The organism is Ignatzschineria sp. LJL83 (assembly GCF_054871845.1).
The window spans coordinates 49,906-63,734 of sequence record NZ_JBTXLY010000015.1; the positions used below are offsets into that span (position 1 = coordinate 49,906).

Genomic DNA, 13,829 nt, shown 5'->3' on the forward strand with positions numbered 1-13,829 from the left:
AAAAACTATGCGCACAATCTCCGTAAATATCAAAAGCGCATCTGAAAATCTAACCGATCTCTCGAAGCCCTTGATACACAACTTCGGCAAGTTTTTGGCTAATGCCGGGAACTTTGGCAATATCTTCTACTGAAGCGTTTTTCAGAGATTCTAATCCTCCGAAATGGGTTAACAGCGCCGTTCTTCGAGTTTCACCAATGCCGGGAATATCTTCTAATACGGAGCGACGGCGCATTTTATCTCGTCTTGTACGATGACCTTCAATGGCAAATCGGTGCGCTTCATCTCGAATTTGCGCAAGCAAATGAAATGCCGGCGAGCTTGAATCTATCGGCAAAGCTTCTTTATCCCGAAGCCAAATAATATCTTTGCCACGAACCTTTCCTTCGCCTTCTGAAATACTCATCAAAAAGAGATCTTGCAAATCTAACGAATCCAACACTTCAATCGCCACTTGTAACTGCCCTTTTCCGCCATCAATGAGCAGAATATCCGGCAATTCCCGAGCATCTTTCGGCATTTCGGCATTTTCTAAATCGGCTAAATCTGCTGAATCCGCTGCCGCATCAATCGATGAATGAGTTTCTCCCGCTTCCCCTTTTGATTTCAATCTAAACCGACGAGTGAGCGCTTGGCGCATCGCTTCATAATCATCGCCGGCAGTGACATTTTCAATATTAAACCGGCGATAATGCTTCTTCGTAAATCCTTCCGGCGTATATACCACATTCGATGCAACGGTTCGTTCGCCAAAGCTATGGGAAATATCAAAACACTCAATACGGCCAATGGCTTTCTCCAAACCTAAAAGCTCATGAAGCGCAAACAGTCGATCTTCAATTTGCGTTCGGCTCGCAAGCTTAATGCCGACAGAGTGCGCCGCATTTTGCTCTACCATTCCTAGTAACTGCCGTTTTCTGCCACGAATATTTTTCGGATATTGAATTTGAACGTGATAACCAACGGCTTCCGCCAAACCGAGCGAAAGCCATGTGTGTTCCTCTTCCGGCAATTCCACATTCAAAATGATATTTTTCGGCGCTTGACGATGTTCGCCTTCATAATATTGCGTGACAAACGCACTCATAATCTCTTCTTCTGTCGTGTCTTTCGGCACTTTTGGGAAATACGCACGCGTTCCTAAAACCCTGCCATCTCGAACCGTCATCACTTCCACATTCACAATCTCCGCTGAGCTAAAGAGCGCATGAATATCGAAGGAATCTCGATTCTCTTCCATGCGATTTGAGCCTTGAATCTCCCGAATATATTGAATCTGATCCCGTATTTCGCCGGCTTTTTCAAATTGGAGATCTTGACTAAACAGCGTCATTTTCTGAATGAGAATATCCACTAGCTTTTGCGAATCGCCTTTCAGAAAAAGCATCGCTTCTTCAACAGTTTCAAGATAATCTTGGCGCGTGATTTTATCAACGCAAGGACCGCTACAACGATGAATTTGATATTGCAAACAAGGTCTTGTGCGATGGCTAAAAAACGTATCGTCACATTCTCGAATTCGAAACACTTTCTTCATGAGATTCAGCGTTTCTTTCACAGCGCCCGAGGATGGAAATGGACCAAACATCTTTCCTCGGCGTTTTCTCGCCCCTCGATAGAAACTAAAGCGTGGAAAGGGATGATCAGATACATAGATATAGGGATAACTTTTATCATCAATGAGGCGAACGTTATAACGAGGGCGATATTCTTTAATAAGATTACTCTCAAGCACTAACGCATCTCGCTCTGTTGCCGTAATCGTCGTTTCAATCGAAGCGATATTGGCAACTAATGCTTGCGTTTTCGGCGGTAGTTGCTTGGTTTTAAAATAACTTGTGAGGCGATTTTTAAGATTTTTCGCTTTTCCCACATAAATCACTTCGCCCTGAGAATCTTTCATCATATAGATTCCCGGCATGATGGGCGCATTTTTCAGAAAATGATCCGCATCAAAAACACGTCCCACATGAACGCTCTCGCAATTTTTATTGTGTGAATCCGTCATTCTATTATCGTATTGAAAAATACGCCTCTATCTTCGATAAAACATTGTCAAAAATCACAAAATCTATTTTTTGTGGAATTTATATGTCTATAATTTGGCACAACGCTATGATTTTCGCTTCATTCAATGATATATTAGCCATCAAAAGTTTACACAACATTATTATAAGGATAAGTATCTATGACTAAATCTTCTGATCTTCAAGAAGTTTTACAAAATATTGATCCTGTACTTTCGGCGCATACATATGTTTACGTAGCTGTCGCAAACCAATCGCTGTTGAAAGTATTAGGTTATGATCCTGTCGCTTTTTATAAAGAAAAAGCAGGCATCACTCTTATTCTTCGTAAAGAAGAAGCAGATAATAACTTCCTTGAATATGATCAAGAATATAGCATGATTAATCTCAATGCACCGCACCTAGTCGATTGTACTGGGTTAGTCGCCATCATCTCAAGTGCACTTGCGAAAGCCGGCATTCCCCTTCGTCCTATACAATCTGCTTATAGTCGTTCTATTTTCGTACATAAAGAAGATGCTCACACAGCCATTGAAATTCTTTCATCATTACAGAAAAAAATTCAAAGTCTATCTGCACATTAAACATCATCCGCATAATTCATTGCGCTAATCGTTTTAAAAATTATTAATAGCTCTAACAACAGCTCTCACGAAAAAATACTAAAGCCCTTTCATAGCACCTTATTGAATCATCCATGAATGATCCATTTTCGAATCATCCATCCATCATTTTATAACGCTAGCCATAAAAGAGCTGTTGTTCATCTTCGATCTTCCCTTGCTTTCCTTACTTCCAATCTACAAATCCACTGACTCTAACCAGAGTTCAAGCAATGTTGCGTGCCACAATTTTGAGCCTTGAATATTGGTAAAGCTACTCGCCGCTTCCGGATGATCGAGCAAATCTTGAATATATGCTTCATTGAAAATCCCACGAGATTTCGCTTTTTGGCTCGTTAACGTATCACGCATCATCTCCAAAAATTCCCCACGCACATATTTCAATGCCGGCATTGGGAAATAGGCTTTCGGGCGATCAATAATGGAATCCGGCACTCTACCACGCGCAATATCTTTTAAGATACCTTTCCCATCATGCATCAGCTTATATTCCGGTGGCATTGCCATGGCAAGCTCCACTAATCGCTGATCCATAAATGGCATTCTCGCTTCTAAGCCGTGCGCCATTGTCATGTTATCCACACGTTTTACAGGATCATCTACGACAAGTCTTGTGGCATCTAAACGAAGCACGCGATCTAAAAAGGTCGTTGCGCCACTTTTCGTTAAATGATCTCGGATAAAATCGCCGGCAATATCACTTGTATGATATTGCGTTTGGAAGGCTTGAAGCCACTCTTCATGGCTTCTATCAAAATAGAATTGTGAGAAGCGTTTTAATGGATCAAGCTCGGTGCTCTCCACCATTTTTGGATACCAAAAATAGCCGGCAAATACTTCATCGGCGCCTTGTCCGCTTTGAACCACAGAAGTCACCGATTTCACTTTTTCAGATAAAAGATAGAAACCAATGGCATCTTGCCCGAAAAGTGGCTCGCTCATATTACGAATTGCTTCCGGTAAACGGCTGAGCGCTTCGCTATTGGGCACTTCAAACTTAAAATGATCCGTTTGATACTTATCTACAAACTGATCAGAATAGAAAAACTCTGAACCTTTCTCTTCCGGCTGATCTTCAAATCCTACCGAGAAAGTTTGCACATCTTTGAAACCCTCTTCCACCGCTAGCGCCGTAATCAACGTGGAATCTAATCCGCCGGAAAGAAGTACGCCGACTTTCTCATTGGCAAAGCCCATCTCTTTTTTAATGGCGGATTTCAGTGAGCTTTCAATGATCTCTTTCCACGTTTCATAATCGTAATCTGGATAATCTCTCGTTGCCGAAAGCTCCCAATATGGCATTTCTGTGGCAATACCATTTGTTTTCACAACCATATAACTGCCCGGTTCTACTTTACGAATTCCTTTTAGAATCGTGAGCGGTGCCGGTACAACGGCGTGAAGCGAATACATAAAATGAAGCGCTTCAGGATCAATAGAAGTATCAACATCCTTACTTTGCAGAATACTCTGCGTATTCGAGCCAAAATAAAAGGCATCCTGATTTTTACCAAAACTGTAATAGAGCGGCTTTTTACCAAAGCGATCTCGCACTAAAAGAAGCTCTTCTGTTTCATCATTCCACAGGGCAATAGCATAAGAACCATCGAGTTTTTCCACGAATTGATTACCCCAACAATGATACGCTTTCGTTAATACTTCGCCTTGGCTTTCTGTATAGAACTGGTAACCATGTTCACGAAGCTCTTCTCGAAGCTGATCTTGGTTATACACCGTGCCATTTGTCGCAACCACAATGCCGAACGTTTCATCACGAAATGGCTCATCACCATTGCTTACCGCTTGCAGTTTTGTATGAACTAAACCCACCATTTTATGGCGGAAAAAAGAGGTGCCATCAGGACCACGTTTCACAATAGGTTCAGACATTTTCTGAAGTAATGATTCATCAACTGCAGTTTGATTCAATTTCAAAACACCGGCAATTCCACTCATAATATTCTCCTTGTGAACCTATTATTCCTGACTTAAAACGACAATAAGTGCTGCAAACCTGCAACACTTATTTTTACTGTACAACTTTTTTCATTCTGATTCATGAATGATATGTTTGTGATCTCTGCTTTCAAGCATCTATTCTAAGATATTCTTAGAACATGAAGCTTTCGCCACAACCACATTCCGCTTTCGCTTCTGGATTTTGGAATTTGAACATGCGATTAATCCCATCTTGAATATAATCCAACGTCAAACTCTCTAAATATGGCAGGATATCTGCTTCAGCCACGATTTTTACCGGCGTTTCTTCTAACACAACCACGCTATCATCTACGGTTTCGCAAAAGTCGATATAGTATTTATACCCAGAACAACCTGACTTTTGTAATGCGATTTTAATCGCTTCTGCTGAACTATCTGCCAAGTTTTTCACTAACTGTTTTTGTGCCGCTTCTGTCACTGTAAACATTCTGTTTCTCCCTTCTCTTGCATTCTATCGCTTGACTGTTTCGTGATGAATACTGCAATAAACCGATAGAATTTCAATATAGAACTAAATTGGTGCTATTTTACCTGAATTCTTCAAGATTGACGAGTTTGTTCTAGATTTCTAAGAATCACTTTTTGGCTTCGTACTCAAATTCGTAATATCCACAAACACTTCATTATTCATACCTTGCAAGTTCTTAATCTCAGAAAGTGAACCTTCGGCGTAAATAATATCAAAACCAATATCATAGAGATTATCGCTATTCTTCAGCTTCTCTGCATATGCTCGCCACTCTTCTAACCATTGGTAAGTACGCAGACCTTTAAACGATGAAAATGGCTTGCCGGCAACAATCCGAGCATCTTTCAATAAGGTATCGAGCTTTTCGTAGGTAAGATTAATTTTTTCAATAAAGAGCACGGAATTCTTGAAACCAAGTGCATGAAGATAATCACCAATATCTTCGATATCAGGGTATTCATTCATAACAGGACCACCAGGGTAACTCACATCTGGAAAACTACCGGTGCCAATAGTTGTGAAGAAGAGCTTACCGTGCGCATTTAATCGCACTTGATAATCTCGCACTCGCTCTTCAAATTCCCAAACATCTTGCAGATAAAGATTACTGATAATGAGATCAAAACGTGCCGTTGCATCCGTCAATGATTCAATATTCTCGGCAATGATTGCTTCCGGAAAACGGGCTTGGAGCAACTCAGATAAATAGTGATCAAATGCGCCATCCACTAAAATATGCTTCGGCGTTAAGGTTTCATCTAAATAATCCACCATTCTACGCGCAATTTCATGATGCAAAAACGCATGCTCAGGATATAACTCCGGATGATATTGTAACGTTTTACGATTTAAAGTTTTATCTCTATCTATTGCCATAATTTCCATCAATGTTCTCAATCTTTACGTAAAGGTCTTCAAGGTGCGCCGTAAAGTAACCGCTTGATCTTGAATGACATAACGAAATACGATCTATTTCCAGCATTAATTCTAACACTTTTAAGCCCTTACCTGCTATTTGACTGCTTAAAACTCCCGTGATATTGATGTTCCTTTCGCCTTAAGAGAATGCGAGATGACCGCTCGGCATTCCCATTCTTTTGGCATTTTGAGATTTTATCCTTGATCGTTGAAATGGATCTGAAGCTTTCAACACATTCGCTGTAAAGCTACATCGCATTTCCTTTCACGATCATCATTTATATCTTTCAGGAGAAACATTGATTATGACTCAAACATTTTGTGATCGCCTCTTTAAACGTGTTGAGCCAGTTTGGAATGCTTATTTAGAACATCCTTTTGTAAAAGGGATCGGTACCGGCGAATTAGATCATGATAAATTCCGCCATTATATGCGCCAAGATTATGTTTACTTGATCGAATACTCTCGCCTTTTCGCCATTGGCGCTGCTAAATCTGATGATTTAGAAACGATGACGCTGTTTGCGAACCTTCTCTCCGGCACGATGAATTTTGAAATGGATCTTCACCGTGCGTATGCCGAAAAATTCGGGATTTCTGCAGAAGATTTAGAAAACACCGCGCCATCCGCAACCATGACAGCTTACACAAGCTACATGCTTCAAGAAGCCTATAAAGGTGGCGTTGAAAACACAGCAGTTGCCGTTCTCGCCTGTGCATGGAGCTACAACTTCATCGGGAAAATTCTCGCAAAATGGGAAGGCGCACTCGAACACGAATTCTACGGCCCGTGGGTTCAAACCTATTCCGGCGATGAATTTTCAAAGCTTGCAGAAACCTGTATTAACCTCGTAAACCGCCTCGCAGAAGGAATGCCGGAGCGCAAACTTAAAGAGATGGAAGAGATCTTCGTGAAAACAAGCTACTTCGAATACATGTTCTGGGATATGGCAGAAAAAGAATCCATGTGGGATTGTGTGGTGGTTTAAGTCATCAGCCTTCAACTAACCTTACAAATAGAATTCAATAAAAATAAAATGCCGTAAACAGACTCATTACGGCATTTTATTTTTCAGAAACAATCTAAATACCTGTTCATCAAACTAAAGTCATCTTCTTTATCAATTTTCATACTCATTTAATTCAAGAAATTCGTATTCAGAAACTCGATTTTAAAATCAGATCAAGTAAAATCAGAGCCTAAATATTAATAATTAAAAAATATCATCCAAAAGGCAGAGTTATGAGTGAATCAACCGCAGTTTATCCCGGTACATTTGATCCGATTACCAATGGTCATTCAGATATTATCATTCGTGCAGCTCGAATTTTTCCAAAGCTCATTGTGGCGGTTGCGAAAATTTCAGGTCCAAAGAAAAAGCCATTATTCACTTATGAAGAACGCTTGGATATGGCGCAGAGAATCTTTGAAGGCCATGAGAATATTGAAGTTGTGGGTTTTAATGATCTTCTTGCCAACTATATGGATACCATTGGAAGCCATGTGCTTGTGCGAGGATTACGCGCTGTTTCTGACTTTGAATATGAGTTTCAGATGGCAAGTTTAAATCGTCACCTGAATTCTAAAGTAGAGACCATCTTCCTCACGCCAAGTGAAAAATACTCGTTTGTATCTTCTACCATGGTACGAGAAGCTTCGATGCTCGGCGGAGATGTGAGCGCCATTGTACATCCTTATGTATTAGATGCGTTAAAGCGAAAGTATGAAGAAAAGCTACAGCTCGAAGCCGAAGTCTAAAACCTCAAAATCAGCCTCTTATAAGCATCAATAAAGAAATAGATATAAAAAAGCAGAAATAGGTTGTCTATTTCTGCTTTAACCATTTGTTGATCTTGTAACTTTTATTTCTACTATTTTTGATTCTATTTATCTGCATATCCTTGCGGATTTTTTACTTGCCAATTCCAGCTATCTCTAAGCATTTCGGCTAACTCATATTGTGGCTTCCAACCAAGTTCCTCAACGGCACGTTTATTATCGGCAAAGGCCGTCGCAAGATCGCCGGCTCTTCTGGGCGCAATAATAAAAGGAATCTCAATTTGATTGATGGCTTCAAAACCATTTTTAATCTCTAATACAGAATATCCATTGCCGGTACCGATATTCCAAGCTCGGCAACCATTTTCAGTTAAACGATTTTGTAACGCCAAAAGATGTGCTTTTGCCAAATCTACCACATGAATATAATCGCGAATGCCGGTACCATCTTTTGTATCGTAATCATTGCCGTAAATGGAAAGTTTTTCTCGTTTTCCTACGGCAACTTGCGTAATATACGGCATGAGATTATTCGGAATGCCTTGCGGATCTTCGCCAATCAAACCACTTTCATGCGCACCCACAGGATTAAAATAACGCAGTAACGCAATTGACCAATTCTCATCTGCTACTGCTTCTTTTTCCAATAACTGCTCTACGATGAGTTTCGTGTAACCATAATTATTGGAAGGCGTGCCGGTGGGCATATCTTCTGTTAATGGCGATTCATTCTCTTCTCCATAAACCGTTGCCGAAGAGCTGAAGATCATCGTTCTCACATTCGCCTTTTTCATCGCCGTCATTAATGCAATAGAGCCGGCAATATTATTATCAAAATAGACTAACGGAATTTCCTGACTCTCTCCCACCGCTTTCAAGCCAGCAAAATGAATGACTGCATCAATTTTATGCTCTGAAAAAATCCGATCCAATAACGCTATATCGCGAATATCTCCTTCGATAAACTGCAACTTTTTACCGGAAATTTGCTCCACTCTTTCTAGCGACGTCACAGAACTATTAGACAGATTATCCAATACAATCACATCTAAACCTGCGGCTAATAACTCAATGCAAGTATGCGAGCCGATATATCCAGCGCCGCCTGTTACTAAAATTTTCAAATTCTTTTGTGTCATTTTATGTCCTTATCGAAACTCATCTCACCGGCAATGATACTTCTCACGATACTAAAATACCGCAATTCATCCATTTTTGCGTACGAATCTTCACTAAATAGATCTCAGCTTTCTGGCTCACATGGTAAAATTAAACCTTTCCATCTTCAACCCTCATTCTCATCTTATATTTCACCTGATACATAATGCGCTTAATCTATGGCTACTGATTTCAACTCTCCCGAATTTATTGCACGCTTAAAAGCGAAAGCCGAAGAGTTCGGCATTAATGAGCTTTCTAGCGCGGATATTGATCCTGAGAAAAATCGAGATTACTTCATCGAATGGCTCGGCGAAGGTTTTCACGGCGATTTAGATTATATGTATAAACATGGGGAAAAACGCTATCATCCCGATCAACTCGTGCCGGGAACGGTTTCCATGCTCACGGCGCAACTGCATTACTATAATCCCGAGATTGATGCCAAAGCGAGATTAGAAGATCCAAACCATGCTTATGTTGCAGAATATGCATTAGGACGAGATTATCACAAGGTTCTACGCAATATGCTCACCAACCTTGGAAAATGGCTTCAAAGTGAAATTCCTGATTTAGAGTTCCGTGCATTTGTGGATAGTGCACCGGTACTAGAACGCGCCTTTAGTCAAAAATCAGGGCTTGGGTTTTTTGGCAAAAATACCATGATCATTCACCCGAAAAAAGGCTCTTTCTTCTTTTTGGGCGAACTTCTGCTTTCTAAACGGATTCATATCCCAAGCGAACCAATCACCAACCACTGCGGACAATGCACAAGATGCATCAAAGCCTGCCCAACTGATGCGATCGTTTCACCCTTTAAAATTGATGCTAGAAAATGTATCTCCTACTTAACCATTGAGCATTTCGGCGCCATTCCGATCGAATACCGAGAAGCCATCGGCAACCGTATTTTCGGCTGTGATGATTGCCAAATAGTCTGCCCATGGAATCGCTTTGCTGTAGATCTCACGACAAAAGATTTTTTCCCACGACATAAACTGGATTCTTCTACACTTTTAGAACTTTTTAATTGGACAGAAGAAAAATTTCTAAAGAAAACAGAAGGTTCCCCTATTCGAAGATTAGGCTACAATAGATGGCTTAGAAATATCGCTATTGGAATTGGGAATGCTCCCTATTCAGAAGCAAATATTCAAGCCCTTCAAGAAAAGCTACAAATGGATGATGAAGTACTTAAAGAGCATATTGAATGGGCTTTAAAAGCTATTGATCTAAATAAAACAATAAGTTAACAACCTCAGAATAAATCTATTTAATTCATATTATCTTTGTTTTCCATCATCTGTACAAAATGCTTAACCATGTTATCTCTAAATAATTCAACACTATGTTGCTGTTTTACATATTCAATAGCCTTTATAGATAAATCCATTCTCAAATCTTCTTTTAATATTAACTCTCTTACAGCTTCAACATATAAAGGAACTTTATCAAAACCATCCCCTAATACTTCCCCAACCCAAATGCCAAATTTCGAAGTTAAACCATCTGGATTTCGGTTACTAACTAATAAAGTACCATAAGATAATGCTTCTAAAAAAGATACGGGTAATGCTTCATGAATACTTGTATTGATCAAAATTTTTGAGTCCTTGATCAACTGATTTTTTTCTTCACCACCCACATGCCCTACGAAATGTAAGTTAGGTAGTTCCATATAGGGCTTTAAAATTTCAGACATACGTGCTTTTTTTTGCTGAAATTTTCCCAATACATAAAATTCATATTCAGGCATCTTCTTTGCAATCTCACAAAATAGCCATCCCCGTTTAACGGAATCTATCCTTCCTAAAAAAATAATCTGATTTTTTTTAGGATAAGTTTTCACATCAAAATCATAATCTATATCTATAGGATTAGGTATATAATCTACGACAATATCTTTTGGTAGCTGATATAAATCAATTGCTTTTCTAGTCAGATCATTGGCTTGTGTTAAAAATTTCACTCTATCTAAACTATTCCATAAATGCACTTCATTATAGACTTTTTGATTATAATATGACGGCTCCGGAAATAACTTAACAGTATTAATTTCATCCCATTCATACATTGGTCTAGGGTCTTGTATCCATAAGAGTAGTTTTTTATTTCCTTTTCTTTCTAACTCCATAATCTTACTGTAAGTTAGCTCTATAGATAAATAAAAATCATATTTTTTACGTTTCAAAAACCACCAGGCAAAGAATTTCTCTCGGGGTAACTTATAAAGTTTAATTCCATCTTCACTATATTTTTCAGTTAAAACTTTACTCTTTCCAATTCCTAGTAACACATCTATCTCAATCTCTACACCGCCATGATACCCTTGTAAATATTTACAGATATAATCTCGGGCTAGCTTTCCATATCCCCCATATTGAGTTCCTGCTCCACCAAAAAACTCATCTATAATTAATCCTATTTTTATTTTCATAGCATCCTTTAAATTTCATTTTGAAGCATTTTATATAAAATACTTGTCGGAGAAATATGTCTTAAATCTACTTTCCGCAACATTTCATTATATAAATGAAAACATTGTGTTCGATTTGTAATTACATCTTCAACTTGTAAATCAGGATCTAATAAGTATCCTTTAACCTTCGTATAATGAACCGGATAATAAATATCTGCAGGTTGTATATACTTTTCGATGCCTAAATTCTTCACATAATGAGTAATAGCTCTTGGCCCAATGACTCCCCACGGCATATCCTCTAGTTTTCGACCAAATCCGAATCTCTTTTTTATCCTTAAACGTCTTTTCTCTTTTCGACTGAACCAAGGTGGGATAAATAAAGGATTTTCAGCAGCTTCCAATAATGAATGTAATAAATTTGAATCTGAAGGCAATGCTAATACTGCCCCATTAATATAATTATCATCTTCATAAGCCAAAGCATAACCTGACTCAGTCATTTTTAGTGGCTTTAAACAATAAACATCACAATCAACGTAAACTATATTAGTTTTTATTTTTTGTAAAAGCTTATAACGAAACAGATCAGAAAAAAGAGCATAACTTCCACTCTGTCTATGCTTAATAATTTTTTCTTTCAGAACTACCTTATTTGCATCTTGTAAGACAACACCTTCTGGTAAATCAACAACTTTCCCATATGCATACAAGTGAACCGTGTGCCCTCTCATTACAAAAGAACGCAAACAACAGCGAGCAATCGCACCCAACTCTGAACCTATCCATACAGCGCAAATTATAGGCAAATTATTAGTGAAAGAATCTTTCTCACTTTCTATTATTCTTATTTTCATACATCCTTGATCTCAAAAATACTAATGCTTGCGGTATTTTTTATATTTAAACTTCAAATACCCATATATAAATATTGAGGGAAACATCATCAATAATTTTTGTTTAACTACCCTTTTTTTATAAGTAAAGGGCATTGTTATAATTTGAAGTCTTTGAATTTGTATAATCATCCATTTTCTATCTGTGAAATAAAATATTTTTTTTAAAGCCTCACGACGATGTCTCTCAATAACCCATATTGTTTCTTTTTTATAATATTTAGGTTGCTCAAGTAAAATATTGGACATCTCAGTAATAACTGTAATCCAATCTTCTATATTTTTTTCTTTCAAATGTGATGTAATTGAATCTTTTCTTTTATAATAGTCATATATAATTCGAGGAGAAACATAAATACTTGTCAAGACTCTAAATAACTCAAAAGACCATAATTCATCCTCATGATAAATTCCTTCCTTAAAAAAAAGCCTATTCCTGATCAAAAACTCTTTTTTTATCAACTTACTACAAGCTAGAATTCTTATTAGTCCTTTTGTATACGCACCATATATTTCATCATTATTAGCAAATAATCTACGTACTTCGTGCGCTACTTCATATACTCCTTGCTCATCTACTTTTTGATAATTACCCATTACAACTTCTAGACTTGGATCATTTTTAATGTAAGAAACTAAGTAAGATATCACTCTTGAATCTGTCAATGCATCATCACTATCCAAAAAAAAGACATAATCCCCTGTACATTTTTCAAGACCAGTATTTCGAGCGCAAGATAATCCTTGGTTGATCTTATGCTCAACAAATAAGGTTTTATTTTCAGCTTGCTGTAACTGAATACAATCTTTAGCAATTTTAAAACTGAGGTCTGGCGTACAATCATTCACAAGAACGATCTCTATATTAGAATAATCTTGTGTTAACACGGATGTTATACATCGCTCAATTTCTTTTTCAACTTTATAAATAGGGATTATTATTGATATTTTCATAAAAAATTAGCCATATAGTCAGTAAAAAATATACTACGAATAGTACTCTTTCGAATATTTTCAAAAACCCCTGCATGATACAACATATCCTAGTTTAAATATCCGATAAAAGACTACATTTATAAATATAGGTGAATTATTTTGCATAGATAGCCTCACGATTGTAGTCATCAATTACATAGATTGTGTGACAATCCTGATCATTTTGTAAGCTGTACGACATTAAATCCATCAACCAAATTTGATTGGTATTCATTGCTAGTCCCATAATAATCCATCACTTTAATGTCAGCTTTATTATGTCTCAAAATGGACGTAATTTGTGAATCTATCAATTTTCCTAGATGATTTTAGAAAGTTCAACTATATGATAGGTATTATTTTAGGGGGGATTACAAATAATTATCCATAAACAATTACAACTTCAGACAATAAAAATTACTTTGAAAAACTTAGATCCAAGTATGAAGTGCGACACTTTTTAACTATCTGAAACGGAAGTAAGATGTGACAATGTTCCATTATCCATCCCTTCCCGGAGTTGAATTATGTCGCATTATTCACATCTTACCCTTGAAGAAAGG

Annotated in this window: 12 protein-coding genes; 4 read left to right on the forward strand and 8 right to left on the reverse strand. The window is 37.8% G+C overall.

The window, feature by feature from the left end:
- Nucleotides 1–49 precede the first annotated feature (49 nt).
- Nucleotides 50–2,008 carry an excinuclease ABC subunit UvrC gene (uvrC, locus tag ACYSN2_RS09935; protein ID WP_461750106.1) on the reverse strand — a complete coding sequence of 653 codons (1,959 nt, stop codon included), beginning with the start codon at nucleotides 2,006–2,008 and terminating at the stop codon, nucleotides 50–52.
- 180 nt (nucleotides 2,009–2,188) lie between these two features.
- Here uvrC and ACYSN2_RS09940 point away from each other — a divergent pair, with 180 nt between their 5' ends.
- Entirely contained in the window at nucleotides 2,189–2,611 is a 423-nt protein-coding gene (locus ACYSN2_RS09940) for an ACT domain-containing protein (protein ID WP_461750107.1), read from the forward strand.
- Nucleotides 2,612–2,827: 216 nt separating this feature from the next.
- Here ACYSN2_RS09940 and ACYSN2_RS09945 read toward each other — a convergent pair whose 3' ends face one another.
- The 3 genes from ACYSN2_RS09945 to ACYSN2_RS09955 all read right to left on the reverse strand — a co-directional run bounded on the left by ACYSN2_RS09945 (nucleotide 2,828) and on the right by ACYSN2_RS09955 (nucleotide 5,996).
- Nucleotides 2,828–4,606, reverse strand: a complete 1,779-nt coding sequence (locus ACYSN2_RS09945) for an N-acetylglutaminylglutamine amidotransferase (RefSeq protein WP_461750108.1) — start codon at nucleotides 4,604–4,606, stop codon at nucleotides 2,828–2,830.
- Nucleotides 4,607–4,760: 154 nt separating this feature from the next.
- Complete coding sequence (locus ACYSN2_RS09950) at nucleotides 4,761–5,078, reverse strand: HesB/IscA family protein (protein ID WP_461750109.1); 318 nt, start codon at nucleotides 5,076–5,078, stop codon at nucleotides 4,761–4,763.
- Between the two features lie 141 nt (nucleotides 5,079–5,219).
- On the reverse strand, nucleotides 5,220–5,996 hold the full coding sequence (locus ACYSN2_RS09955; RefSeq protein ID WP_461750110.1) for a methyltransferase domain-containing protein: 777 nt from the start codon (nucleotides 5,994–5,996) through the stop codon (nucleotides 5,220–5,222).
- Between the two features lie 347 nt (nucleotides 5,997–6,343).
- Between ACYSN2_RS09955 and tenA the strand changes: the two genes are divergently transcribed.
- Together tenA and coaD are read left to right on the forward strand one after the other, a co-directional pair.
- Nucleotides 6,344–7,027 carry a thiaminase II gene (gene tenA, locus ACYSN2_RS09960; RefSeq protein WP_461750111.1) on the forward strand — a complete coding sequence of 228 codons (684 nt, stop codon included), beginning with the start codon at nucleotides 6,344–6,346 and terminating at the stop codon, nucleotides 7,025–7,027.
- A 254-nt stretch (nucleotides 7,028–7,281) separates the two neighbouring features.
- A complete protein-coding gene (gene coaD, locus ACYSN2_RS09965; protein WP_461750112.1) occupies nucleotides 7,282–7,797 on the forward strand; it encodes a pantetheine-phosphate adenylyltransferase in 516 nt (171 codons plus the stop codon).
- 125 nt (nucleotides 7,798–7,922) lie between these two features.
- On the opposite strand, the gene galE is transcribed toward coaD, so the two are convergent.
- Nucleotides 7,923–8,957, reverse strand: a complete 1,035-nt coding sequence (galE, locus tag ACYSN2_RS09970; RefSeq protein ID WP_461750113.1) for a UDP-glucose 4-epimerase GalE — start codon at nucleotides 8,955–8,957, stop codon at nucleotides 7,923–7,925.
- A 198-nt stretch (nucleotides 8,958–9,155) separates the two neighbouring features.
- Here galE and queG point away from each other — a divergent pair, with 198 nt between their 5' ends.
- Entirely contained in the window at nucleotides 9,156–10,229 is a 1,074-nt protein-coding gene (queG, locus tag ACYSN2_RS09975) for a tRNA epoxyqueuosine(34) reductase QueG (protein ID WP_461750114.1), read from the forward strand.
- 20 nt (nucleotides 10,230–10,249) lie between these two features.
- On the opposite strand, the gene ACYSN2_RS09980 is transcribed toward queG, so the two are convergent.
- The 3 genes from ACYSN2_RS09980 to ACYSN2_RS09990 are packed head-to-tail and all read right to left on the reverse strand — an operon-like array spanning nucleotide 10,250 to nucleotide 13,245.
- Nucleotides 10,250–11,413, reverse strand: coding sequence for a glycosyltransferase family 4 protein (locus ACYSN2_RS09980; protein ID WP_461750115.1), 1,164 nt, complete (start codon nucleotides 11,411–11,413; stop codon nucleotides 10,250–10,252).
- Nucleotides 11,414–11,421: 8 nt separating this feature from the next.
- Nucleotides 11,422–12,252 carry a glycosyltransferase family 32 protein gene (locus ACYSN2_RS09985; RefSeq protein WP_461750116.1) on the reverse strand — a complete coding sequence of 277 codons (831 nt, stop codon included), beginning with the start codon at nucleotides 12,250–12,252 and terminating at the stop codon, nucleotides 11,422–11,424.
- 21 nt (nucleotides 12,253–12,273) lie between these two features.
- A complete protein-coding gene (locus ACYSN2_RS09990) occupies nucleotides 12,274–13,245 on the reverse strand; it encodes a glycosyltransferase family 2 protein (RefSeq protein ID WP_461750117.1) in 972 nt (323 codons plus the stop codon).
- Nucleotides 13,246–13,829 lie beyond the last annotated feature (584 nt).